Consider the following 25,680-nt stretch of genomic DNA (forward strand, 5'->3'; position numbering starts at 1 on the left):
GTCAGTTCGAAAGCATGCGGTCGACCCAGCCGAGGAAACCGCCTTCGGCCCGCACCGGTTCCAATGCCGGCGCGGCCACCGATGCGGCCCGCTTGCTGTGGGCGCGCGGCGGCAGATATTTGTTGGTTGGGCGATAGCCGAGCTCAGGCATCAGGTCGACGCCGCCACGCTCCGCCACCAGTTGCGAGACAGCCGACAGGGGATCGCCTAGGTCGCCGAAATGCCGGGCGCTGGTCGGGCAAGCGGCGACGCAGGCCGGCACGCGGTCTTCCTCGGCCAGATTGTCATTGTAGATGCGGTCGACGCACAGCGTGCACTTCTTCATCACCCCGACATCGGTGTCGAATTCGCGTGCACCGTAAGGGCAGGCCCAGCTGCACAATTTGCAGCCGATGCACTTGTCCTCGTCGATCAGCACGATGCCGTCCGAAGCCCGCTTGTAGGAGGCGCCGGTCGGGCAGACGGTGACGCAGGCCGGCGTCTCGCAATGCAGGCAGGAGCGCGGGAAGTTCACCGTCCGTCCGCCCATCTCGGTGGTGTGCTCGTAAGCGTGCACGCGGTTGAACCAGACGCCGTCGACATGGCCGCCATAGGGGTCGATGTCGGTCAGCGGCGCCATGTTGCCGCCGGTGTTCCATTCCTTGCAGGCGGTGACACAGGCCTGGCAGCCGACGCAGGTATCGAGATCGATGACGAGGCCGAGCTTCTTGCCGCTTTGACTTGGCAGACAGGTCATTTTGCCGCCTCTCTTGCCCGGCGGAATTCAGCGCCGAAAGTCAGCCTGTCGGGCGAGGGTTCGAAATGCGGCGGCTGCTGGAAACGTTCGAACTGCGGCTCGGTGAAGCCGGCTTCTTCCGCTGCGCATTTGACGATGCGCACGCGTAAATCGAACCATGCCGCCTGGCCGGTCACAGGATCGGAGTTCGAATAGCGTTTGCCCTGAGCGTCGGCCGAGGTCTGGTCGCCGATGATGTGGTTGAGCAGGAAGCCGCGGTTGGATTCCGCCGCATCGTCCTTCAGCCCCCAGCTGCCGCGCCTTTTGCCGATGGCGTTCCAGGTCCAGACCGTGCTTTCGTTCACCCCGTCGATCAGCTTGATCTGCCCCTTCACTTTGCCGTTGATGCTCTCGATCCACACCCAGTCGTCATCGACCAGGCCGAGGCCAGCTGCCGTCCGGCGATGCACGAACAGCCGATTCTGGCTGGTGATCTGCCGCAGCCACGCATTCTGCGATCCCCAGGAATGGTACATATGCATCGGCCGCTGCGTCAGCGCATGCAGCGGGTATTTTTCGAGGTCGACGACCGCTTCCTCGAAGGGCATGTGCCAGAACGGCAGCGGGTCCATGTAGGTCTCGATGCGCTGGCGGTCACCCTTTGGTGGCAAGACAGGGCCATGCCCACGCGCGGCAAGGCGGAAGCGCTGCAGCGGCTCGGAGTAGAGCTGGAAGACGATCGGCTCAGCCTTGGGAATAAAACCCATCTGCACCGCGAAATCGAGATAGGAGCGGTTGGCCATCTTGTAGTAGCGCTGGTCGTCCGCGAAATCGTGGTGCCAGAAGCCGCCATTGTCGATGTAGCGCTGCAGCTGGTCCGGGTTGGCCTCGCCCCTGCCGGTCGAGGTCCCGTCCTTGCCGCGCCAGCCGGCGAGCGGGCCGATGCCTGATGTGCGCTCATGGTTGACGATGTAGTCGGCGTAGTCGGCATATTTGGCCGAGCCATCGCCGTTGATGAAACCGGGCAGGCCGAGCCGCGCGCCGAGTTCGATCAGCACCGACTGGAACGGCCGGACGTCGCGATCAGGTTCGACGACGGGATGGCGGATGGCGTCGCCCGGTCCGTCGGCATGGCTGATCGGCCGGTCGAGCAGGCTGATGCAGTCATGCCGCTCAAGATAGGTGGTGTCGGGCAGCACGAGGTCGGCGAACGGCACGGTCTCGGAATAATAGGCATCGGAATAGATGATGAAGGGGATCTTGTAGTTGCCTGCATCGTCATGGTCGGTCAGCATGGCAATGGTCTCGACGGTGTTCATCGAGGAATTCCACGCCATGTTCGACATATACATCATCAGTGTATCGATCGGGTACGGGTCGCCGGCCCAGGCATTGCGGATGACGGTGTGCATCAGGCCATGCGCCGCCAGCGGTGCGTCCCAGGAATAGGCCTTGTCGATGCGAAGCGGCGTGCCGGCCTCATCGACCAGCAAATCGTCCGGCCCACAGACGAAACCGAGTGGCATGCCGTCAAGCGGCGTCATCGGCTTGACGGTCTTGCCGGCCGGCTTGGGACCGGGCGGAGCGGAGCGGGGGTAGGGCGGCTTGAAACGGAAACCGCCGGGAACATCCACCGTGCCCAGCAACACCTGGAGGAGATGGATGGCGCGGCAGGTGTGGAAGCCGTTCGAATGGGCCGAGATGCCGCGCATGGCGTGCATCGAGACAGGGCGCCCTTTGATGGTCTCGTGCCGGCGCCCGGCCCAGTCGGTCCAGGCGATCGGCAGTTCGATCGTCTGTTCGAAGGCGACATGCGCAAGTTCGGCGGCGATCCTGCGGATCGTATCGGCGGCAATGCCGCAGCGCTCGGCGACCGCGTCCGGCGCATAGCTCTCATCGAGGTAGCGGTCGGCGATGAGCTGGAACACCGGGACGCAGCGGCGCCCGCCGACCGTGAAGCTGCCCGTCAGTGCCGGCTTCGCACTGGCATCGGTGGCGCTGACCGGTGTCTTCGCCACCCTGTCCCAGGCCAGCGGATTTCCGTCGGCGTCGCGCACGAACAGCCCGTCATCGGCGGCACCCGGCTCCTGCACGACGAGAACATGGGCATTGGTGTAGCGCAGCAGATAGTCGAGATCGACGCGGCCCGCCTTGAGCAATTCGTGGATGAGGGCGAACACGAACAGCCCATCGGTGCCGGGCCGAATGCCGATCCAGTCGTCTGCAATGGCATTGTAGCCGGTGCGGCACGGGTTGATCGAGACGACCTTGGCGCCGCGCGCCTTGAGTTTGCCGAGGCCGATCTTGATCGGGTTGGAATCGTGATCCTCGGCGACCCCGAACAGCATGAAATACCGGGTGTTGTCCCAGTCGGGCTCACCGAACTCCCAGAACGAACCGCCGATCGTATAGAGACCACCGGCCGCCATGTTGACCGAACAGAAGCCGCCATGGGCGGCAAAGTTCGGCGTGCCAAACTGGCTCGCCCACCAGCCGGTCAAGGATTGGGATTGATCGCGGCCGGTGAAGAAGCCCAGCTTCCTGGGGTCGGTCCGGCGGATGGCCGAGAGCCGTTCCGTCGCGATCGAAAACGCCTCTTCCCACTCGATCTCGCGGAACTCGCCGGAGCCGCGCGGCCCGCTGCGCAGCAATGGCTTCTTCAGCCTTGCCGGGCTGTAGTGCTGCATGATGCCGGAGCTGCCCTTGCCGCAGATCACGCCGCGATTGACCGGATGGTCCTTGTTGCCGTTGATGTAGCGGACCTTGCCATCCTTGATGTGCACGTCGATGCCGCAGCGGCAGGCGCACATGTAGCAGGTCGTCTTGGCGATGCTGTCGGAAACATCAGGCGAGGTGTCGACGCCGTCGCCTTCGTCAGGCGCCCGCGTGTCGGCAAGCGGGCGTTGCGATGGTGCCGAATTCGCGCCGCGCGGCGGTCCCTGCATCATGATCCGGTGGCGCCTGTACGGCCCATCGATTTGGCCCGCGTCTTCGGTCCGGGGCCGCGCATGTAATGCTCTTCCGGGTGGTAGCGATCACCGGCCAGCCGCCGTCTTATGCCGCGGGTCCAATGCGCAAGCAGGGATCTGAACCGCCCGATCATTCTGCTCTCTGCGATCTCTCGGCGAATTTTTTCTAACTTCACGAGGAAACTTAGAATAAAGGTATCGATCCGTCTAATCAGTTGTTCTTGTAAATTCGATCGATATTGGTTCTTAATACAGACATGACCCTGGACCAGTTGCGCATTTTCGTCGCCGTCGCCGAGCGCGGCCATATGACCAAGGCGGCGGAATTGCTGGGCATTTCGCAGTCGGCCGCATCGGCCGCCATCCGGGCGCTTGAAGAACAGCACGGCGTCCATCTGTTCAACCGCGTCGGCCGCAACATCGAGCTTGCCCAGACCGGCCACCGGTTCCTGCCGGAGGCCAAGGCCGTGCTCGAGCGGGCCGCCGCCGCGCGCAATGTACTGGAGCATGTCTCGCAGACCGTCACCGGCAGCCTCTCGATCGCCGCCAGCCAGACTATCGCCAGCTACTGGCTGCCGCGCCGGCTGGCTTCCTTCCACGAAGCCTATCCGGCCGTCAGGCTGAGCGTCTCCATCGGCAACACCAGGCAGGTCGAGGCCAATGTCCTCGATGGCGCGGCGGATCTCGGCCTGGTGGAGGGGCGCACCGAGTCGGACATATTGCGCCGCACCAAGGTCGACGTCGACAGGCTGATCCTGGTGGTTGCCAGCGCGCATCCGGAGATCCCCGAAGTCGCGCCCGGCCGCCCTGACATCAAGGGCCTGCGCTGGATCATCCGTGAGGGTGGTTCCGGCACGCGCGAGGTGCTGGAGGATCTGGCGCGCCACGAAGGGATTTCGCTCGCCGACCTCCAGATATTCCTGGTGCTGCCGAGCAATGAAGCTATTCGCCAGGCCGTCGAGGCGGGGGCCGGCGCCACCATCATTTCCGAACTTGTCGTGGCACGCGCCGTGGCCGAAGGCAGTCTGAGGTCGGTGCCGCTCCAACTGCCGAAACGCGACTTCGCCATGATCACCCATCGCGATCGCCAGGCAAGCTTGGCCCAGATGGCGCTCAAGGCGCATCTGGGTACGTCGGATCAACGGTGAGGGTTCGCTGAGATTCAGGTCAGGCCGAGTCGAAAATGGCTGATGCCGAGAACCGGAGCGGAGCGTACTTAAAGTACGTGAGCACCGGAAGCGCAGGTATCAGCCATTTGCAGGCCGGCATCACCTAATATCAATGGACCCGGTCAGCCGAATTTTCGCTGCGCATCCAGCGCCAGGCCAAGTCCGACCGAGCCGAACATGTCGCCCTCGATGACGGATGCCTGCGGCACCAGCGACAGGATTTCTCGCCTTGCCAGCGGGATCGCAGTCGATCCGCCGGTCAGGAATACCGCGGTGATGTCGGATGGCTTCACCTCAGCGTCCCGGATGGTCTGCGCCACCGTCGCTGTGACCCGCTCGATGTCCCTGGCAATCGTGGCATCCAGCCCGTTGCGCGTGATTTCGGCGGCGAACTCCGCACCCGGCAGCTTCACCACGACCTCCGCGGATGACCTGTCGGTCAGCTCTATCTTGGCTTTTTCGACAAGTGCGGCCAGCGCGTGTCCAAAGCGGTGTTCGACGATGTGGATGAAACGGTCGACCAGGTCGGCGCGCTCGGCCTCGTAGCGGATCTGGCGCAGATGCGTCATCGCCTTGGCGGTGTAGACCAGGTTGATGCGCTGCCATGTCGCGAGGTCGATGAAGTAACTTGCCGGCAGATTGCGCTTGCCGTCCTTGGTCGGCGTCAAATAGCCGAGTTGCGGCATCACATGGGCGATGCTCAGCAGCCGGTCGAAATCCGTACCACCGATATGGACGCCCCGGCTGGCCAGGATGTCGTCCTTGCGGTCGAGCGAACGGGAGCGCTGCGGCGAGACGCGCACGATCGAGAAATCCGACGTGCCGCCGCCCATATCGATGATCAGCGCCAGTTCCTCGCGTGTCACCTTCTGTTCGTAGTCGAGCGCCGCCGCGATCGGCTCGAACTGGAAAGCGATGTGCTTGAAGCCCTGGGCACGGGCGGCGTTCTCGAGTTCGCTTTGCGCCTTCGCGTCGGCCTCGGCATCGTCGTCGACGAATTGCACCGGCCGGCCAAGAACGACGGTCTCGACCGTATCGCCGGCATCTGCTTCCAGCCTCATCTTGAGATGTCCGAGGAACATGCCGACGATCTCCATGAAGCCGATCGACCGCGATTTGATCCGGGTCTTTTCATGGGCCAGCGAACTGCCGAGAACGCTCTTCAGCGAACGCATCAGCCGGCCTTCGATGCTGTCGGTGTAGTTGGCGATGGCGTGACGGCCAAAGCAGGTGCGGTTGTCCTCGAAGTTGAAGAACACGGCACTGGGCAGTGTCACCTGGCCGTCCTCCAGGGCGACGAGGCGCGGCTGCCCGTTGCGGACCACGCCAACAGTGGAGTTCGAAGTGCCGAAGTCGATGCCGCCGAAGGCTGGTCGCATGACAAGTTCCTGTATTTGTCGTCGGCGAGCCGACAGGCGCCGAGAAATAGCGCGCTGCCCGGGGACGGGCTGCTCTGCCGAACCGAATTGTTTGTGTCTGCCATTTGGCTGGGGAGCGCGGTCTACCGCATGCCCCGGCAAAGGGAAACCACTTTTCGGGAAAAGTTCTGAAGTGCGTCGCGTTTGAGTGGATTCACGCGACGCACTTCAGGTCTTGATTCGATGCATGTCGCTCGCCCAAAACCGGGGCCACTTTTGGGCGACATGCATTAATCCCGCCGGAAGATCAGCCTTCCGAGCCAGCCGGTCAGCATGGCCAGCGATATCGCGAAGACGCCGTAGAGGAACGAATAATTGTGGGCGACACGAAAGATCGACTGTTCGAAACCGGATTTGCGGATTTCGAGCTGGGCCGAGCTTTCCTTGATGAACAGGCCGCTCTTGAACAGGAACGCGCGGGCTTTATGGGTTCCAACTGGCACATTTGGCGCCAGCCTCACTGTGGCGCGGAACAGGTTCTGCGACAGGAATTGCACGCCGCCGACATTCTCGCTGTAGAGGCCGGTCGCCGACTTGCGCTCCCGCAGTGCGGCCGTGAATTCCTCGATCGTCGCCGGGCTGTCGCCGGCATCGGCGGGCTGCATGTAGAGGTTGGAGGCGCCGAGCGACAGCTGCCTGTAGCTGTTGGGTTCAGTGATGTCCTGCAGCGGCCGCGTCGTCGCCACCGAATAGGAGACCGGCACGTTCTCGAAGGTCTCGGAATCCAGATTGACCCAGACGCCTAGCACCCTGTCCTTGCGGCGCACCACCACCGGTTTGGGCGGACCTTCGAGCACGACGATGACGTCGTAGCGGCCTTGGCGCGCGACAAGTGGATCCGGGTTTTCCAGCGAACCGAAAATGGTCAGGTCGGCCCCGGAAAAGCCGGCGGTGATCGAGACATTATCGGTGGAGAGACCGATCTGGATGCCTTCGGTCAGCGGGACCTGTGCCTTCGCCGGCACGGCGGCCGCAAGCAGCGTCAGGAGAATGGCGGTTGCGAATGTGTTGCGAGCCTTCATCAGTTGAGGCCCGCGGCAGACAGCGAATAAAGGTTGGGCGGGGTGACGAAAAGATCGATCGCCAATCGTATCGCCACCGCCAGCACCAGCAGCGCCAGCAAGGCCCTGAGTTGCTCGCCGCGCAGCCGCTGGCCTGCCTTGGCGCCGTACTGCGCACCGGCGACGCCGCCCGCCATCAGCAGGAAGGCCAGCACGACGTCGACCGTCTGGTTGGTGGTGGCGTGGACCAGCGTCGTATAGGCGGAGGTGAAGATGATCTGGAACAGCGAGGTGCCGATGACGACGTTGGTCGGCACTTTCAGCAGATAGATCAGTGCCGGCACCATGATGAAGCCGCCGCCGACGCCCATGATCGACGACAGGAAGCCGATGCCGGCGCCAAGGCCAAGGACGGGGATGACGCTGACGAACAGTTTTGAGGCCCTGAACCGCATCTTCAGCGGCAAGCGGTGGATCCAGTTGTGCTGGCCGGATTTCTTCAGCACCGGTGCCGCACCGCTGCGCGTGGCGCGCAGCGCATTGACGCTTTCGACCAGCATCAGCCCGCCGACGGTGCCGAGCAGCACGACGTAGAGCAGCGAGATGAACAGGTCGAGTTGGCCGAGGCGGCGCAGGAAGGCGAAGACGAAGATGCCGCCGGTGGAACCGACAATGCCGCCGGCCAGCAACACCCCGCCGAGCTTGAAGTCGAGCGTCCCTCGCTTCATGTGCGAAAGGACGCCGGAGACGGAGGAGGCGATGACCTGGTTGGCGCCCGTGGCGACCGCGATCGCCGGGGGTATGTTGTAGAAGATCAGCAGCGGCGTGATGAGGAAGCCACCGCCGACGCCGAACATGCCCGACAGGAAACCCACCGCCGCGCCCATGGCCAGCAGGACGAAGATATTGACGGAAATTTCCGCGATCGGGAGATAGATGCCCACCCGTCAGTCTCGATCAGTTCTGCCTGTCGGCGAATGCAACCGTTGCGGGCATCTTGGCCCGACAAGCCAATTCGTTCTTGCGCCGGAGGTGCTGCGAAGTCAAACCGCGCTACGCCACCGAAACAAAAAACATCTCAATCAGTTAACAGGCGAATGTGTGGCAAGGGCGTCGTGGAAACGACGCCTCTGCCGTTATTTGCGCGCCAGCAGTGCCTTGACCAGTTTTTCATCGACTTCGCCGGTCGCCGGCATCTTGTTGTCGGTCTGGAAAGCCATGATCGCGGTCTTCGTCTTCTGGCCCATCTTGCCGTCGGCGCCGCCGGCGTCATAGCCGTTCTTGTTGAGAATGCGCTGGATGTTCTGGACGGCCTTCTTCATGTCGATGCTGGCTGTCGTCTGCGGCGCGCCGTCCTGCCAGGACTCGGGAATGTCGGCCGAATTGGCCGCTGCATCCAGCGGCTTGGCCTTCCACAGCTCAGTCGCGGCGCGGGCGCGTTCGAGCTGCTCGGGCCGCAGCGCATTGGCGATCTCGTCACGCTTGGCAGCGGCATCCTTGTCGCCGGTCTTGGCGACGAGCGCGAACCATTTGTAGGATTCCTCGAGGTTCTGCTTCATGCCGACGCCCTTGGCGGCGAGGATGCCGAGATTGAACTGGCTGTCCTTGACGCCGACATCGGCCGCTGCCTGGAACCAGTGCGCGGCCGATTCATTGTCGGTCACGCCGTCTGCCGCCATGGCGAACAGGACGGCCAGATTGTGCATGCCGCTGGCGTTGCCCTGTGCTGCGGAAAGCTGGTACCAGGTCTTCGCCTTCTTGATGTCGCGCGCGACGCCGATGCCCTTTTCGTAGAAGTTTCCGATGCGGTATTCGGCCGGCGCGAAGCCGAGTTCCGCCGATTTCTCGTACCATTTGGCGGCTGCCGCCATGTCTTCCTTGCCGCCGCGTGACTCAGCATAGCGCGAGCCGATTTCGAACAGCGCCTTGGCGTCGCCGCTGGCGGCGGCATCGCGCAAGGCGGCCGGGCCGGCGTCAGCGGGAATGTCGAACTTCGTCGTCATCGCCGGCGAGGCGTCCGCTGGCGGGACCGCGCCCGTGGTGTCCTTGGCGGCGGTCGGCTCAGTCGCCATAGGCTGGGCGTCGGTGTCGGCGGCTTCCGCGGCGACCGGAACGGTCGAGGCCGGCGCAGCCGAGGCTGTCGTCCCGGACATCGCCGGGTTCGCATCGGCCGATGTAATCGAGGCGACGGGCGCGGGAACCCGCTCTGCGGTCGGCGCGGCATCCATCGGCGGCTCGGCGCCTGGCGGCGTGGCAATCATGCTTTGCGCGGCCATGTCGTCCTTGGTTGCCGGTGCGGACGGCTCGGCCTGCCTGACGGTGTGGTCAGGCGCACTTTCCACTGCCGCGGGCTGCGCGTCCATCTTAGGTTGGCCGGCGGGATCGAGCGAGGCGGTCTGCACCGGCTGCGAGGCGACGATCGGCGCAACATCGTTGCTCGCCACCTGGGCCGGATCGGCGAAGAAGGCCTTGCCCAGTTGCAGGGCGCCCAGTGCCAGCAGGATCGCGGTTGTCCCCATCAGGATCGGTTTGCGCCGTGCCTTGAGCAGGTCGCCGATCCGCAGTGCCTTCACCGGTCCGGTCACCGTCGACTGGCGCTTCAGCGCATCGGCCTCGGCGGCCGCGGCCTGGGCCGCCCGCCGGGCAGCGGCGATGAAATCCGACTTCGCGGCGTCGGTGTCGCTGGGCTTGGCAGGCTGGCCGCGCTCGTCGCGCACGCGCTTCATGATGGCGTTGAGGTCAGGTGCGCCGGAACCGGGCTCCAGCGGCCGGTTGGCCATTTTCGGATCGAGCGGTTCGTCGAGATCGACGCTCGGGATCGGGGCAGTCGGCGCAGAGCCGGCCAGTGGCGGGATGTCCGCCTCCTTCTTGCCCTTGAAGGCGCGGGCCAGTCCGCCGAACATCGACCTGCGGCCGCCCGCCTGTTCGTTCTTCTCGACAATTGTGTCGGAGCCGAGAGCAGCCATGGCCGCAGCCGCTGCGGCTTCGGCCGGCGTGCGCGTTCCCATACCCAGGCCGCCCAGATCGCTACGAGCACCCGGCTCGTTGCGCAGGATGGCGGCGGCACGGCCACCGAGATCGGCCAAGTCCCCAGTCAATGGCAGGGGCTGATCGATATCCATCGATGGCGCGTCTACGGCCATCTTGGGTCGCCGCACGCCGCGCCAGTTGCTCGGCTCGACCGGTGCCGCGTCCAGCAATTCGCTCATCGCCTCGACCGGCTCGCCGGGTTCGAGCGAGCCCAGCCGGTCGACGATCTTGAGCAACGTGTCGTGGATGGCCTCGAACGTTCTCGAATTGCGCTCGTCGGAGCGCCGCGTCAGGGTTTCAAGCGTCTTCAAATCCTGGGCGAGGCCGGAAACAGCGGTCGTATTGGCGCTCGAACCGGCAAGTGATTGCACCGCGTTCTCGGCGGCTTCGCGCGCTGCGCCAAGGATGGAATCGCGGGTTCCTGCGAGCGACTTTTCAATTTCGTTGAGACGCGGGCTGATGTCCTCGAATTCCGGCAGCGGGGTGCTGGGCCTGGAAAGATGGGCGGACAGGCCGGCAACCTGTGCTTCCAGGCTGCGGATCAGCGCCGGATCGATGCCGGCCACCTGCGCGGCCGACGCATCCAGCCGGCTTGAAATGTCTTCGAGCCGGCTCTCCAGGCCGCGGATTGCGGCTTCGCCCGCGGGATCGGGTACACGCGTTTCCATACGCTTGGCGAGCGCCGTAAAGCGGGCATCGATGGCGTCCATGATGCCGGCGCTGTCGATCTGCGGCATGCGCTGGTCCAGCCTGTCGGCAACCTCATCCAGCCTGCGTTCGAGATCGCGGAACAGCATGTTGCCCTGTTCGATGGCGTCACCCTGGCGGCGTTCCATCATGCTCGACAGCACGTCGAAGCGCTGCTCCAGCCCATGGAAGATGTAGTCGGCGTCAGGCATGGCTGGTGCCTGGTCGATCTTGTCGGCGATGAGTGCGATCTGCTTGGCCAGGCGCTCCATCGCCTGCTCCGGCAGATTGGCGCGGCCGGCGAGTTCGTCGACCCGGCCCGACAGCGTGCTCAACCGGTCCATGACCGCGTTGCCCGGACGATCCTGCGCCACTTCCTCGATCTGGCTGGCAAGTGAGTCGATCCGCCTCTCGATGCGCTCGAAAGCCTCGTGGTCGAATGAATTGGCTTGCGCGGCGACCGTGGATGCGACGATGGCGCGGGAAATCTCGTCCAGCCGCTCGTCGATCATGCCAAGCGTGTCGCTGCCGCGATTGTCCTGCTGGCTGGCGAAATGGTCGACAGCACCGGCAAGCGTGCGCACTTTCTCCTCCAGCGAGCGCAGCGACAACGATTCCGGCAAATTGTTGACGGCATTGCTGATCTGTTCCAGCCGGGCGGTCAGAGCAGACAGGCCCGGGTCGTCCGAGCGCTTGCGCTGGTCGGCGTCGACGCGGTCTTCGAACGCCGTCCACCGGCGATCGAAATCGTCCCAGCGGCGGTCGACCTTCTGCACGCTCTCTTCGCGTGCCAGCGTTTCGAGTGCGGCTTTGACCTGTTCGAGTTCGAGCCGCAGCATGTTGACGCTTCTGTCGTCGCTCTTCTCGGCCAGTGTCTGGATGGCGCCCGAAAGCCGCTCGAACTCAAGGCCGAGTTCAGCACTGCCCTTGGCCGAAGCACCGGGCCTTGCCCCTGACTGGAAAGCCCGCTCGATGTCCTTGCGCAGCGCTTCGAATTCCCGCTGCAGGCCTGCGGTCATCTGGTGGCGCAATTCCTCGCGCATGCCGCGCAATTCGCCGGCGATCTTGCCGACCATGGCAACGCCGTCCTCCTGGCCGCGCACGCGATCAATGTCGCGGGCAATGGCCTGGTAGTTCTGCTCGAAAGCGGCGGCTCCCTGAATCGGGCTTTTCGGTCGCGACGCGGGCTGCGGGTCCTCGTACCAGCGCTGCTGGCCAGCGGGCCGGGCCGCGGGATAGCGCGCATCGGCGCCATATTGGCGTGGATCGGGTTGGCGGAGTTCGGGACGTGCCACCGGATCCTCGCGCGTCCGCTCCAGCCGCTGCTCCAGTGTCTCCAGCGACTGGTTCAACTGCTCGAGCGTGGTCTGCGGCCTGCGCTGCCTGCCGGCATTGAGTGTGTCGAGATAGGACCGCTTGCTGTTCATCGGTGCGTCCGTCTTTCAGAATGGCTGGCTCGCGGCCAGTTCCCCCAGGTCCCTATCGGAACGAAGGCGACCGGCGGCGATGCCGCGGCGGAAGACGAGCTTCCCAGGCTCTCGCCCGCGCTCCGAAAAACCGTGAAAAATTCGATACAGGATAAACACGGGTAGCCGACGCGCCCACATTTCCCCCAACGTGGTAAACAACGCGTTAACCAAACTTAAGAAATGAAAGGATGCCGGCTGCCGGCCTGACGGTGCGGCATAAAGGGCGGCGCGCAGAACGCCCTTGCGTCATCATGCGGCAATCGGTATAGAATTGACGTAAACGTAAAAGGCGCATTGAGCGCATGTTTGCGATTTGTTTGTTGAAACCACGACTGGAAGCAGGCCCCCGCTTCCAGTCAGGCGACGCACGGTCCGAGACCGCGACGCCACCAGACGGGGAAAGCCAGTGACCATGAAGCTTATCTCGGCCGGCGAGACCGCGGCCAATACCAATATATCTGCCGAAACCGGCGAGGACCTCGTCCGCATCGGCGAGATGGCGAAAAAGTATGGAGTGACGCTGCGCACGCTGCGTTTCTACGAAGACAAAGGCCTGCTCAACCCGCAGCGTGACGGGTCGACCCGTCTCTACACGCGCCGCGACAAGGCCCGCCTAAAGCTGATCCTGCTCGGCCGCAAGGTCGGGTTCTCGCTGCGTGACGTCAAGCAGATGATGGATCTCTACGATCCGACCGGTTCAAACACCAAGCAGCTCAAGCTCGCGCTGGACAAATCGGAAAAGCAGCTTGCCCGCCTGCAGAAGCAAAGGGCGCTGATCGACGACGCCATCAACGAGCTGAGCGGCTCGATGTCGGCGGTGCGCCAGATGCTGAGCGAGCGTTCGGCGCCGCAGGCGAGCGCCGCCAGCTAAAACAAATCCGTTCGGATTTGCGGCAGACCAAGTCGTCTGCTGATTGTCTGAGTTCTGTCGAGCCGCGTGGCCTGCCACGCGGCTTTTCGTTGTCCTGGCCCACTCTCATGGCCTTTCGGCGCTGGCTTGCGCAACGTCGCGCCGCTACGCTCATTGCTCCAGTGGGCGGGGAATCTTGTCGCATCGAAAAAATTGACGTTTACGCAAACGTCAATTTTTGCTATCCCGCTCCTAAATATGGGTCCGCATGCCGCCCCTGGCTTGTCTTCGGGGCATTCGGACCGGGTTTGCAGGGTGGAGAAAAAGCATGCCGACATACAGGGCTCCGGTCCAGGATACGCTGTTCGTGCTCAACGAGGTTCTGGGTTATCAGCGTTATTCGAACCTTCCCGGATTTGCCGACGCCACGCCCGATGTGCTCGAGGCGATCCTGGCCGAAGGCGCCAAGCTCGCCGAAAACGTCATGCATCCGCTGAACCGTGTCGGCGACATGGAAGGCTGTGTGCGTCACGACGATGGCTCGGTGACCACGCCGAAAGGCTTCAAGGAGGCGTTCGACCAGTATCGCGAAGGCGGCTGGATGGGGTTGGCCGCACCCGTCGAGTTCGGCGGCCAGGGCCTGCCCTATGCCGTGCATACCGCCGTCGCCGAATATATGGTCTCGGCCAATATGTCCTTGATGATGTATCCGGGCCTGACGCAAGGCGCGATCGCCGCGATCATCACCCACGGCACCGACGAGCAGAAGTCAACATGGTTGCCGAGGATGATCGAGGGTGCCTGGACCGGCACCATGAACCTGACCGAGCCGCATTGCGGCACGGATCTGGGCCTGTTGCGGACCAAGGCGGTGCCGAACGGCGATGGCACCTATAAAATTTCAGGCCAGAAGATCTTCATCTCGGCCGGCGAACACGACATGTCGGACAACATCGTCCATCTGGTACTGGCCCGCATCGAGGGTGCGCCGGAAGGCGTCAAGGGCATCTCTCTGTTCATCGTGCCGAAGCTCAAGCTCGACGCATCGGGCAATCCGGGCACCAGGAACACCGTCTCCTGCGGCTCGATCGAGGAGAAGATGGGCATCCATGGCAATTCGACCTGCGTCATGAACTATGACGAGGCTGAGGGCACGCTGCTCGGCGAGGCCAATGGCGGCCTGAAGGCGATGTTCACGATGATGAACGAGGCGCGCCTTGGTGTGGGCCTGCAGGGGCTGTCGCTGTCGGAGATCGCCTATCAGAACGCTGTCGGCTACGCCAAGGACCGTTTGCAGGGCCGCTCATTGTCGGGGCCGAAGGCGCCGGACAAGAAGGCCGACCCGATCATCGTCCATCCCGATATCCGCCGCAGCCTGATGACCATGAAGGCCTTCAACGAGGCCGGCCGCGCGCTGGCGCTGTGGACGGCGATCAAGTCCGACATTGCCCACCGCTCCGGCGACGACAAGGACCGCCAGGCCGCCGACGATTACACCGGCCTGATGACACCGGTGGTCAAGGGCGTGCTCACGGACAAGGGCTTCGACCACGCCGTCATGGCGCAGCAGGTGTTCGGCGGTCACGGTTATATCGAAGAGCACGGCATGAGCCAGTTCGTGCGCGATGCCCGCATCGCCATGATCTATGAAGGCGCCAACGGCATCCAGGCGCTCGACCTCGTCGGCCGCAAACTCGGCCTGAATGGCGGCCGCGCCGTGCAGGCCTTCTTCAAGGAAGTCGGTGAGTTCTGCGAGGAGAACCGCTCCGACGAGAAGATGGCGCCATTCACCAAGGCGCTGAAGAAAGGTCTCAACGATTTGCAGGCCGCCACCATGTGGCTGGTGCAGAACGGCATGGCCAAGCCCGACAATGCCGGTGCCGCCTCGACCGACTACATGCATCTCTTCGGCTTGGTCGCTCTGGGCTATATGTGGGCGCAGATGGCCAAGGTGGCACTTGGCAAGACGGACGCCAATGGCGCGCAATCTTTTTACGACAACAAGGTCGTGACGGGGCGCTTCTTCATGGAGCGGATCATGCCGGAGACGTCGGCGCATCTCGCCCGCATTTCGAGCGGCGCCGACACATTGATGGCACTGCCGGCGGAAGCGTTCTAAAGATGATCGGCGTCCTCCTCCCCCTTGAGGGGAGGGTGGCCCGAAGGGTCGGGAGGGGTCGCTGCGGCAGTGCGCCGGCCTCAGTTTCGATGATGCATGTCGGGAGGAGTATCATACCAGCATGACCAACCCAGCTGAAATCCTTGGCCTTCCGAAGCCCGCTTGGGCGGCGGACGAGGTCGGCATGCTCTACGACATGGCGCATCGCTTCATGTCGGAGGAGATCGCGCCGCGCTACGACGAGTTCGAGAAGAACGAGATGGTCGATCGTGAGAGCTGGCTGAAGGCAGGTTCCGCCGGCCTGCTCTGCGCCTCTATGCCGGAGGAATATGGCGGCTCCGGCGGCACCTTCGCGCATGAGAGCGCCATCATCGAGGCCATCGGCCATGTCGGCGTCGACGGTTTCGGCATCGGCCTGCACAATTCGATCGTCGCCCCTTACATCCTCCACTATGGCTCCGAGGAGCAGAAGAAGAAATGGCTGCCGAAACTGGCGACCGGGGAGCTGATCGGCGCCATCGCCATGACCGAGCCGGGCGCCGGCTCCGACCTGCAGGGCGTCAAGACGCGGGCGCAGAAGGATGGCAATCAGTACAAGATCAACGGCTCCAAGACCTTCATCACCAACGGCCAGCTTGCGAACTTCATCATCGTCGTCACCAAGACCGATCCGGAGAAGGGTGCCAAGGGCACCTCGCTGATCGTCGTCGAGACCGACGAGGTCGAAGGTTTTCAGCGCGGCCGTAACCTCGACAAGATCGGGCTCAAGGCCAACGACACGTCGGAGCTGTTCTTCAACGACATGCGCGTGCCGACCTCCAACCTGCTCGGCCATGAGGAAGGGCAGGGCTTCGTCCAGCTGATGCAGCAATTGCCGCAGGAGCGGCTGCAGATCGGCACCGGCGCCATTGCCATGATCGAGCGGGCGCTGGCGCTGACCATTGATTATGTCAAGGAACGCAAGGCGTTCGGCAAGGCGATCATCGATTTCCAGAACACCCAGTTCAAGCTGGCCGAACTCAAGACCGAGGCCACCGTCGGCCGCGTCTTCTACAATGATTGCGTCACCCGCCACATCGCCGGCGGCCTCGATCCTGTGACCGCGTCGATGGCCAAGTACTGGCTCAGCGACCTGCAGGGAAAAGTCGTCGACGAATGCCTTCAACTGCATGGCGGCTATGGCTACATGAATGAATACCCGATCGCCCGCATGTTCCGCGACGCCCGCGTCCAGCGCATCTACGGCGGCACCAACGAGATCATGAAATTGCTGATCGGCCGCTCTCTCTGAGAGCGGCATCAGGCAAACCCAAGGAGCAAGCAAATGGCTGAAGCTTATGTCTATGACGCCGTGCGCACACCGCGCGGCAAGGGCAAGAAGGACGGATCGCTGCACGAGGTGCCGGCGGTGCGGCTTGCCGCCAAGACGCTTGAGGCGCTGCGCGATCGCAATGGGCTCGACACCGGCACTGTCGATGACATCATCTTCGGCTGCGTCGATCCGGTCGGCGAAGCCGGTTCGGTCATTCCGCGCGCCGCCGCCTTCGAGGCCGGCTACGACACCAAGGCGCCCGGCATGCAGATCTCACGCTTCTGCGCTTCCGGGCTCGACGCCATCAATTTCGGCGCCGCCAAGATCGCCCAGGGCGCCGATGAGATCGTCATTGCCGGCGGCGTCGAATCGATGTCGCGTGTCGGCATGGGCGCCTCCGGCGGTGCCTGGTTCATGGATCCGTCCGTAGGCCTGCCCGGCTGGTTCGTGCCGCAAGGCATCTCGGCCGACCTGATCGCCACCAAATACGGCTTCAGCAGAGACGACGTCGACGCCTATGCGGTCGAGAGCCAGAAGCGCGCCGCCAAATCCTGGGCCGATGGCCGGTTCAAGAACTCCGTCATCCCGATCAAGGACCAGAACGGCCTGACCATCCTCGACCATGACGAACATATGCGCCCGTCGACCGACATGCAGTCGCTGGCCTCGCTCAACCCGTCCTTCGTCATGCCAGGCGAAATGGGCGGCTTCGATGCCGTCGCCGTGCAGAAGCATCCCGAGGTGGAAGAGGTCAATCACGTCCATCATGCCGGCAATTCGTCCGGCATCGTCGACGGCGCCGCCGCCGTGCTGCTCGGTTCGAAGAAAGCCGGCAAGGCGATGGGGCTGAAGCCGCGCGCGCGCATTCGTACCTTCGCCAACATCGGCTCCGAGCCGGTGCTGATGCTGACCGGCCCCGTCGACGTCACCGAGAAGCTGTTGAAGCGCGCCAAGATGAAGCTCTCGGACATCGACCTGTTCGAGCTCAACGAAGCCTTCGCTTCGGTGGTGCTGCGCTACATGCAGGCGTTCGACATCGATCACGACAGGATCAACGTCAATGGCGGCGCTATCGCCATGGGTCATCCGCTCGGCGCCACCGGCGCGATGATCTTCGGCACCGTGCTGGACGAACTCGAGCGCCGCAATCTCAACACCGCTCTGGTGACGCTGTGCATCGGCGCCGGCATGGGAACCGCAACCATCATCGAACGCGTCTGACGGGGAGAGAAACGATGAGCTACACCAATTTCACCCTCGACATCGACGCCGACGGCATTGCGCTGGTCACCTGGGACATGCCTGGCCGCTCGATGAACGTCTTCACCGAAGAGGCGATGCGGGAATTGAACGCCATTGTCGACAAGGTGGCTGGTGACGCCGCCATCAAGGGCGCCGTGATCACCTCCGGCAAGGACACCTTCTCCGGCGGTGCCGACATTACCCTGTTGCAGAAGATGCTGACGACCTTCGCCGCGGAAAAGGGCAAGGACGCCGAAAGGGCGACCAAGGCGCTGTTCGACAATGCCGGCATGATGACCGGCCTGTTCCGCAAGCTGGAAACTTGCGGAAAGCCGTGGGTGTCGGCGATCAACGGCACCTGCATGGGCGGCGCCTTCGAATTGTCGCTCGCCTGCCACGGCCGTGTCGCCGCCGATAGCGACAAGGTGAAGATGGCACTTCCCGAGGTGAAGATCGGCATCTTCCCGGGCGCCGGCGGCACCCAGCGCGTGCCGCGGCTGACCGATCAGCAGCAGGCGCTGCAGATGCTGACCTCGGGCCAGACACTGTCGCCGCAGAAGGCCAAGTCTATGGGCCTGATCCATGAGATCGCCGAGCCGGCCAGGCTCGTCGAGACCGCCAAGGCGATGATCAGGAATGGCCTGAAGCCGGTCGCTCCTTGGGACGAGAAAGGTTTCAAGCTGCCCGGCGGCCAGATCTATTCGCCCGCCGGCTTCAATCTGTGGCCGCCGGCCATCGCCATCCTGCGTCGCGAGACTTACGGCAACTATCCGGCCGCCGCCGCGATCCTCAAATGCGTCTATGAAGGCCTGCTGGTGCCGTTCGACACCGGTTTGCGCATCGAGCAGCGCTATTTCACCGAGATCATGCAGACCAGGGAAGCGGCGGCGATGATCCGCTCGTTGTTTGTGTCGCTGCAGGAACTGAACAAGGGCGCCCGCCGCCCGGCCGGCGTGCCCGAAACCAAGTTCAAGAAGGTCGGCATTCTCGGCGCCGGCTTCATGGGCGCCGGCATCGCCTATGTCACTGCCAAGGCCGGCATCCCGGTGGTGCTGCTCGACCGTGATCTGGAGTCGGCGACCAAGGGCAAGGCGCATTCCGATAGCCTGATCTCGGATCAGGTCAAGAAGGGCCGCGCCAAGCCGGAGGACAAGGACAAACTGCTGTCGCTGATCACGCCGACGGCGGACTATGCCGACCTTGCCGGCTGCGATCTGGTGGTCGAGGCCGTTTTCGAGGATTCGAGCGTGAAGAAGAGCGCCACCGAACAGGCGGAAGCCGTGCTGAAGCCATCGGCGATCTTCGCGTCGAACACCTCGACCATTCCGATCACCGGCCTGGCGAAGAATTCTGCGCGGCCGAAGAATTTCATCGGCATCCATTTCTTCTCGCCGGTCGACAAGATGATGCTGGTCGAGATCATTTTGGGCAAGAAGACCGGCGACAAGGCGCTGGCCACCGCGATCGACTTCGTTCGCGCCATCAAGAAGACGCCGATCGTCGTCAACGACACGCGCGGCTTCTACGTCAATCGCTGCGTGCTGCGCTACATGTCGGAAGCCTACAAGATGCTGATCGAGGGCGTTCCCGCGCCGATGATCGAGAACGCGGCGAAGGCTGCCGGCATGCCGGTCGGCCCCCTGGCGCTAACCGACGAGACGGCCATCGACCTTGCCCAGAAGATCATGAAGCAGACCATCAGGGATCTGGGCGACAAGGCGGTCGATCCGAAGCAGATGGCGCTGATCGACACCATGGTCGACGATCACGGCCGCTTCGGCCGCAAGAATGGCAAGGGTTTTTACGATTACCCGGCAAAGCCAGCCAAGAAGAAACTGTGGCCGGGCCTTTGGGAGCTCTATCCGCAGCTTGCACCCGAGAAGGTCGATTATGAGGAACTGCAGCTGCGGCTGCTGGTCACCATCGCGCTGGAAGCGGCGCGGGTGATGGAAGAAGGCATCGTCACCGACCCGCGCGAGGCCGATGTCGGCTCGATCCTCGCTTTCGGCTTCGCGCCCTACACCGGCGGTGCGCTGTCCTACATCGACGGCATCGGCGCCAAGGCGTTCGTCAAGATCGCCAAGAACCTGCAGAAGAAATACGGCGCCGAGTTCAAGGCACCCAAGCTGCTGCTCGACATGGCCGAGAAGGGCGAGACCTTCTACCAGCGCTTCGATCCCTATGCGAAAGGCGACGTGAAGCAGGCAGCCTGACGCATGGGCAAAATCAAGCGTCTTGCAGCGACCTTCGCGCGTCCAAGAGGACATGGGGCGCTGTAATGTATGTCTGGGCGCGCATGGTGCGCATGATGGCCACGGCACGCAGCCGTGGCCCCTATGCGATGGGCGGCGAAGGCCGGCTGGCTTTCCGCTGCCTGCCGACCGACATCGATTTCAACATCCATCTCAACAATGCGCGCTACATGATGCTGGCCGATCTCGGCCGCATCGACCTGTTTGTTCGTGCAGGCCTCATCACGCTGGCAAGGAAGAATGGCTGGGCGCCGATGATGGGCGGACTGCAAGCGGTCTATGCACGCGAGATCAGGCTGTGGCGCCGCTTCGAAGTGGTGTCCTCGATCGAGACCTGGGAAGGCACCCAGGTTGTAGGCAAGCACCGCTTCGACCTCGACAATGGCGAGACGGCCGCGTTGATCCTGACGACAGCCGGCGTCTACGATCGCAAGGCTCGCAACTTTCTTGAGATTGGCGAGGTCGTTGCGGCACTTGGTCGTGCCGTGAACCCGCGGCCACCGACGCAAACGGAGCGGATTTTCATGACATCGCACCAGGGTCTGCGCAGCTTGGCCAAGGGTGTCGGTCGATCCCGGTAGTCGGACTTTCCGCGATCGACGGAAACGTTTGCAACCACTCCACGACTGGTGGACAAAACGACATTCCAAGACTAGAAGGGAAAGGTATTTTTTCCTGCACCGAAGGAGAGCGAGCATGCTCTCGCACGACCGAGTCTGGGCTGCCATCGATGCTCTTGCCAAGCGTTATTCGCTATCGGCCTCGGGTTTGGCCAAGCGTGCGGGGCTCGATTCCACTGCCTTCAACAAGTCGAAGCGTTTGTCGTCGGATGGCCGACCACGCTGGCCCTCGACCGAATCTCTGGCCAAGATCATCGAGGCGACGGGCGCCTCACTCGACGAATTCACCGGTCTGATCGAAGGCCGGCCCGGGATCAGCAATGGTGCTTCGACCAGCCATGCCGCTTCGGTCGCCCGCAGAAGCTCCGTGCCGTTGCTCGGCTTTGCCCAAGCCGGCGCCGGCGGCTTCTTCGACGATGCCGGCTTTCCAGTCGGGCAGGGTTGGGATCTGATCGAACTGCCGGCGCAATCGACCGAGAGTTCCTACGCGCTGCAGGTGCAAGGCGATTCCATGCTGCCGCTCTACCGCAATGGCGACGTCCTCATCGTCGAACCGGGCGCCGTCACCCGCAAGGGCGATCGCGTCGTCGTCAAGACCACATCAGGCGAGGTGATGGCCAAGGTGCTCGAGCGCCAGACCGTCAAGTCCATTGCGCTGGTCTCGCTCAATCCCGATCATCCCGACCGCGATATTCCCATGCGCGATGTCGAATGGGTGGCGCGGATTGTCTGGGCAAGCCAATAGGTCCGGCTGGTGCGGCTTCTCCATCATGCGCTGGCGGTTCTGATGGTCCCTGTGATGGCGGCCATGGTCGTCACTGGCGGTCGCACGTTGAAAGGGAGTGAAAGCGTCATCACGGTGGACCAGCTTGATCCGGGCGCCGATACGATGGCGCAGCAGGCTGCCGGGACGGTGCCGCAGGAGCCGGCCACATCGGCCATAGCAGCCCCGCAGCCGCCAAAGCCGGCGCCGCATTCAAGGGCGATCGATCCCGAAATCGTCGCGCCGCCGGAACTGCCCGCCGACGGGCTTGAACGGGTCGAGCCGCGCGAGCCGTTGAGCAAACTCGCGCTGGCTGTGCCGCCCAAGCCGAAAATGCCCGACGACTGGAACGGCACAAAGCTGTTCCAGCCGGTTGCGCCGGCCGCCGGCCTGATCGAGGCGAAGGGCTACTCGGTCGCGGTTTCCGGCATCGACATCGTCAGGCAGGACGAGACCTGTAGCGAGGACGGCAAAACCTGGCCATGCGGCGTCCGTGCGCGGACGGCGTTCCGCGCCTTCCTGCGCGGCCGCGCGGTGGTCTGCACGGTGCCGCCGCAGGGCGGCCGCGACCTGATCGCCGCCGAATGCCGGATCGGCAATCAGGATATCGGCCAATGGCTGGTCGAAAATGGCTGGGCGCGCGCCGCCAAGGGCGGACCATATGTCGAGGCTGGCGACAAGGCACGCACGGCGAAGAAGGGCATTTTCGGATCGGCGCCCGATCTGTCCGGCATGCCGGCGATGCCGGCCGCGCCACGCCCGGCCCCTCAGGCGCCGGGTTCGATCCTGGAAGAGGTCGACGGCGTGCTCAAGCCAGCTGACCAGCCAGCGCCCGCTCAATGAGCGCACGTGTCTCGGCAACGCCGTAGAGCGCTGCGAACGAGCCGAAGCGGGGGCCGCGCTCCTGGCCGATCAGCACCTGATAGATCATCTGGAAGAAGGCGCCCGATACGCCGGGGCCGCCTTCCGGGCTCTGCTTGGAATGATCCTGATAGCGCTCGATCCTGCGCGCGACGTTGAGCGAGGCGTTCTGGATCGCTTCGCCGTTGGCGTCGGCCGGCAGCGCCCCAAGCGCTTCGTCGAGGGCTGCCAGCGCCTCGCGCTCGACCTCGTCGGCAGGCCGGAAGGTCTTCGTCGGCTTCACGAAATCGTCGAAATAGCGGATCGCATGGCCGACCAGCCGGTCGAGCTCGGGATGCGTCTTTGGCGTCACGCCTTGCGTATGACGTGAAATGAACCCCCACAGCACATCCTTGTTCTGCGCGTTGGAGGCGCTGACCAGATTGAGCAGCAGCGAGAACGGCACCGGCATGTCGATCGCGGGCGGGTTGCCGTCATGCATATGCCAGACCGGGTTGCCCAGCCGTTCCTTCCAGTCCTGCCGGGGATAGGCGGCGAGGAACGTATAGTATTCGTCCACGGCCCGCGGGATGACGTCGAAATACAGCTTCTTGGCCTGCCGCGGCCGCTGGTACATGTAGAGCCCGAGGCTTTCGGTCGGCGCATAGGTCAGCCACTCGTCGATGGTCAGCCCGTTGCCTTTCGACTTCGAAATCTTCTGGCCGTTCTCGTCGAGGAACAGTTCGTAGACGAAATGCTCCGGCGCCCGTCCGCCCAGAATGTTGCAGATGCGGTCGTAGACTACCGCATTGGTCTGGTGGTCCTTGCCGAACATTTCGAAATCGACGCCAAGGGCTGCCCAGCGCATGCCGAAATCCGGCTTCCACTGCAGCTTCACGCGGCCGCCGGTGATCGAAAGCGTGGTCTCGGTGCCCTCGTCGTCGAAGGTGATGGTGCCGGCCTTGGCGTCGACATGCTTCATCGGCACGTAAAGCACGCGGCCGCTCTTTGGCGAGATCGGCAGGAACGGGCTGTAGGTCGCCTGCCGCTCGGGTCCGAGCGTCGGCAGCATCACCGCCATGATCTGCTCATAGCGTTCGGCGGCGCGCTTGAGCATCGCATCGAAACGGCCGGACTTGTAGTATTGCGTCGCGCTGGCGAACTCGTAGTCGAAGCCGAACGTGTCGAGGAAGCGGCAAAGCATCGCGTTGTTGTGGTCGGCGAAGCTCGCATAGTCGCCGCCGAAGGGGTTGGGGACCGACGACAGCGGCTTGTGCAGATGAGGCTCGAGTGCGGCGCGGTCCGGCACGCTGTCGGGTATCTTGCGCATGCCGTCCATATCGTCGGAAAAGCACAGCAACTTGGTCGCGACCTTATCCTGCGTCAGGACGCGGAAAGCATGGCGCACCATCGACGTCCGCGCCACTTCGCCGAACGTGCCGATATGCGGCAGGCCGGACGGCCCGTAGCCGGTCTCGAACAGGATTGTTTGCGGGAAGTCGGCGCCTTTGTAGCGCTCGATGATCTTTTTGGCCTCTTCGAAGGGCCACGCCTTGCTTTCGGTCGCGGCCGCCAACAGTTCGGGGTTGAGATCGATGATGTTTGATCCCGCCATGTCACAGTTTCCAAATCATTTGCCGGCCCGAAGGCGGGCCGCGGCAAGGTTTTCAACCGGTCTCTAGGCGTGCAGCGCCGGAGCGTCAACGCGTGCGGCGCTTTTTCCTTGCGGTGCAGAACGGGCGTTCCTAACTTCGAGGCCCGGTTCAAGGAGAAAAAATTGCCGACACCTCATGAAGCCCTGATCTATCTGATGGTCATCACCTCGGCCTCCGACCGCGACATGACCGATGTCGAACTGGCGCGGATCGGCGAGGTCGTCCGCTCCTGGCCGGTGTTCGAGGACTTCAACCACGACAGGCTGGTCGGCGTTGCCCAGGACTGCCAGAAGCGCCTGCACGAAAAGGACGGGCTGGAGGGCGTGCTGGCTGAAGTCGCCGAGGTCTTGCCTGAGCGGCTGCGCGACACCGCCTATGCCGCCGCCTTCGAGGTTGCCGCCGTCGACCTCGAAATGCGCATGGAAGAGGTGCGGGTGCTGCAGCTGATCCGGCGTCAGCTCGATCTCGACACGCTGACGGTTGCTGCCATCGGCCGCGCGGCCAAGGCGCGGCTGCGCACGCTGACCTGAGTTCTTGGCCGGGCGCTGTTGAGGTTCAGGTCAGGCCGGCAAAGCCGACCGGAACCGGATCAGAAAAAGCTGACCGGGAAATAGCGCAGATAAAATTCGGCGAACGTGCCTTTCATCGAAATCTCCTGCAGCGCGTAATCGATCGCGGCGGCCAGCGCCGGATTGTCCGCTTTGGTGGCGATGGCCATGCCCGATCCCAGATATTCAGGCGCCAGATAGGGCCCGCCGGCAAAGCGGCAGCAGCCCGCCGCGTCCGAGCCGCCCAGCCAGAAGGCCAGGCGCATGCCGTCGCCGAAGGCGGCGTCGACCTTGCCGGCCTTGAGATCGGCATAGAGGTCCTCCGGCCTGTCGAAAGGGACGACCTGAACCGTGTTGAAATAGTCGCGCAGCATGCGTTCATGCGCCGAGCCTGATATCACGCCGACACGCTTGCCGTGCAATTTGTCAAAGATGGGCTCGGTCAGCGCCTTGCCTTTCGGCATGACGAAGCGCGCTGGAAACTGCAGATAGGAGCGTGAGAAGGCGTAGGTCGCGCGCGATTCCGGTGTTGCGGCGATGCCGGCGATGATCGCCTCGCCTTCGCCTTTCCGCAGTGCGCCTTCCAGCTCGGCCCAGGGCAGGGCCTGGATCTGGCATTTTTCGACAATGCCAAGCTCGGCGCAGATGGCGCGTGCCAGATCGATATGGAAGCCGGACAGCTTTCCCGCGCCGTCAAGGAAGTTGAAGGGCGGGAAGTCCGTGGTGGTCAGGAACCTCAGCCGGGGCAGCGTCGAAAGGTCTGGCTTGGGCAGCCGCTCCTTGGCATCCCACAGCACCGGAACCTGAGGCGCCGCGGCGCGCGCGCCGTCGGCGAACGACAGCAAGCCGATCAGCATCGCAAGGGCGAAGGACCTCCACCGGAACGCCAAGATAAAACTCCGCCACAGTCGTGCTCGCACCGGTTTTGGTACGAAAATGGTACAGGCACAATGGTTTTTGATTTCAACCCGCCGATTTCAGGATATGATTTAGCCGGTTTGCAAATCAGCTTCGGCCGCCT

The 25,680-nt window shown here is 63.6% G+C and carries 18 protein-coding genes; 10 read left to right on the forward strand and 8 right to left on the reverse strand.

Going from position 1 to position 25,680, the window contains the following annotated elements:
* Nucleotide 1: 1 nt before the first annotated feature.
* Nucleotides 2-736, reverse strand: a complete 735-nt coding sequence (locus tag AC0L3E_RS23135) for a 4Fe-4S dicluster domain-containing protein (protein WP_473605683.1) — start codon at nucleotides 734-736, stop codon at nucleotides 2-4.
* Entirely contained in the window at nucleotides 733-3,663 is a 2,931-nt protein-coding gene (locus AC0L3E_RS23140; protein WP_473605684.1) for a molybdopterin oxidoreductase family protein, read from the reverse strand. Before AC0L3E_RS23140 ends, AC0L3E_RS23135 begins: the two co-directional genes overlap by 4 nt.
* A gap of 278 nt (nucleotides 3,664-3,941) precedes the next feature.
* Here AC0L3E_RS23140 and AC0L3E_RS23145 point away from each other — a divergent pair, with 278 nt between their 5' ends.
* A complete protein-coding gene (locus tag AC0L3E_RS23145; RefSeq protein ID WP_128287806.1) occupies nucleotides 3,942-4,832 on the forward strand; it encodes a LysR family transcriptional regulator in 891 nt (296 codons plus the stop codon).
* A gap of 143 nt (nucleotides 4,833-4,975) precedes the next feature.
* Here AC0L3E_RS23145 and AC0L3E_RS23150 read toward each other — a convergent pair whose 3' ends face one another.
* From AC0L3E_RS23150 to AC0L3E_RS23165, 4 genes are all read right to left on the reverse strand, one after another.
* Nucleotides 4,976-6,232 carry an Hsp70 family protein gene (locus AC0L3E_RS23150; RefSeq protein WP_473605685.1) on the reverse strand — a complete coding sequence of 419 codons (1,257 nt, stop codon included), beginning with the start codon at nucleotides 6,230-6,232 and terminating at the stop codon, nucleotides 4,976-4,978.
* A gap of 269 nt (nucleotides 6,233-6,501) precedes the next feature.
* The gene (locus AC0L3E_RS23155) at nucleotides 6,502-7,293 is read right to left on the reverse strand and encodes a TIGR02186 family protein (protein WP_473605686.1); all 792 of its coding nucleotides are present in this window, start codon (nucleotides 7,291-7,293) and stop codon (nucleotides 6,502-6,504) included.
* Nucleotides 7,293-8,216, reverse strand: coding sequence for a sulfite exporter TauE/SafE family protein (locus tag AC0L3E_RS23160; protein ID WP_027039532.1), 924 nt, complete (start codon nucleotides 8,214-8,216; stop codon nucleotides 7,293-7,295). Before AC0L3E_RS23160 ends, AC0L3E_RS23155 begins: the two co-directional genes overlap by 1 nt.
* 192 nt (nucleotides 8,217-8,408) lie before the next feature.
* Complete coding sequence (locus tag AC0L3E_RS23165; RefSeq protein WP_473605687.1) at nucleotides 8,409-12,416, reverse strand: peptidoglycan-binding protein; 4,008 nt, start codon at nucleotides 12,414-12,416, stop codon at nucleotides 8,409-8,411.
* A gap of 454 nt (nucleotides 12,417-12,870) precedes the next feature.
* Here AC0L3E_RS23165 and AC0L3E_RS23170 point away from each other — a divergent pair, with 454 nt between their 5' ends.
* From AC0L3E_RS23170 to AC0L3E_RS23205, 8 genes are all read left to right on the forward strand, one after another.
* On the forward strand, nucleotides 12,871-13,329 hold the full coding sequence (locus tag AC0L3E_RS23170; RefSeq protein WP_127270399.1) for a MerR family transcriptional regulator: 459 nt from the start codon (nucleotides 12,871-12,873) through the stop codon (nucleotides 13,327-13,329).
* Between the two features lie 307 nt (nucleotides 13,330-13,636).
* On the forward strand, nucleotides 13,637-15,427 hold the full coding sequence (locus tag AC0L3E_RS23175; RefSeq protein ID WP_127270390.1) for an acyl-CoA dehydrogenase: 1,791 nt from the start codon (nucleotides 13,637-13,639) through the stop codon (nucleotides 15,425-15,427).
* A gap of 121 nt (nucleotides 15,428-15,548) precedes the next feature.
* Nucleotides 15,549-16,718 (forward strand): acyl-CoA dehydrogenase family protein, encoded by a 1,170-nt coding sequence (locus AC0L3E_RS23180; protein WP_127270389.1) that lies wholly within the window; start codon nucleotides 15,549-15,551, stop codon nucleotides 16,716-16,718.
* A 33-nt stretch (nucleotides 16,719-16,751) separates the two neighbouring features.
* Complete coding sequence (locus AC0L3E_RS23185) at nucleotides 16,752-17,960, forward strand: acetyl-CoA C-acetyltransferase (protein ID WP_473605688.1); 1,209 nt, start codon at nucleotides 16,752-16,754, stop codon at nucleotides 17,958-17,960.
* 14 nt (nucleotides 17,961-17,974) lie between these two features.
* Nucleotides 17,975-20,194, forward strand: a complete 2,220-nt coding sequence (locus AC0L3E_RS23190; protein WP_473605689.1) for a 3-hydroxyacyl-CoA dehydrogenase NAD-binding domain-containing protein — start codon at nucleotides 17,975-17,977, stop codon at nucleotides 20,192-20,194.
* 65 nt (nucleotides 20,195-20,259) lie between these two features.
* On the forward strand, nucleotides 20,260-20,814 hold the full coding sequence (locus AC0L3E_RS23195; protein WP_473605690.1) for a thioesterase family protein: 555 nt from the start codon (nucleotides 20,260-20,262) through the stop codon (nucleotides 20,812-20,814).
* Between the two features lie 115 nt (nucleotides 20,815-20,929).
* Entirely contained in the window at nucleotides 20,930-21,598 is a 669-nt protein-coding gene (locus AC0L3E_RS23200; protein WP_127268614.1) for a S24 family peptidase, read from the forward strand.
* Between the two features lie 9 nt (nucleotides 21,599-21,607).
* Nucleotides 21,608-22,459, forward strand: coding sequence for a thermonuclease family protein (locus AC0L3E_RS23205; RefSeq protein ID WP_473605691.1), 852 nt, complete (start codon nucleotides 21,608-21,610; stop codon nucleotides 22,457-22,459).
* On the opposite strand, the gene AC0L3E_RS23210 is transcribed toward AC0L3E_RS23205, so the two are convergent.
* The gene (locus AC0L3E_RS23210) at nucleotides 22,425-24,071 is read right to left on the reverse strand and encodes a lysine--tRNA ligase (RefSeq protein ID WP_128308406.1); all 1,647 of its coding nucleotides are present in this window, start codon (nucleotides 24,069-24,071) and stop codon (nucleotides 22,425-22,427) included. The two genes, AC0L3E_RS23205 and AC0L3E_RS23210, sit on opposite strands and share 35 nt — an antisense overlap.
* Before the next feature lie 162 nt (nucleotides 24,072-24,233).
* Here AC0L3E_RS23210 and AC0L3E_RS23215 point away from each other — a divergent pair, with 162 nt between their 5' ends.
* Entirely contained in the window at nucleotides 24,234-24,641 is a 408-nt protein-coding gene (locus AC0L3E_RS23215; protein WP_013533653.1) for a tellurite resistance TerB family protein, read from the forward strand.
* Nucleotides 24,642-24,700: 59 nt separating this feature from the next.
* On the opposite strand, the gene AC0L3E_RS23220 is transcribed toward AC0L3E_RS23215, so the two are convergent.
* Complete coding sequence (locus AC0L3E_RS23220; RefSeq protein WP_128308407.1) at nucleotides 24,701-25,549, reverse strand: transporter substrate-binding domain-containing protein; 849 nt, start codon at nucleotides 25,547-25,549, stop codon at nucleotides 24,701-24,703.
* Nucleotides 25,550-25,680: the final 131 nt, after the last annotated feature.

The sequence above is a fragment of the Mesorhizobium sp. WSM4822 genome, assembly GCF_055811155.1.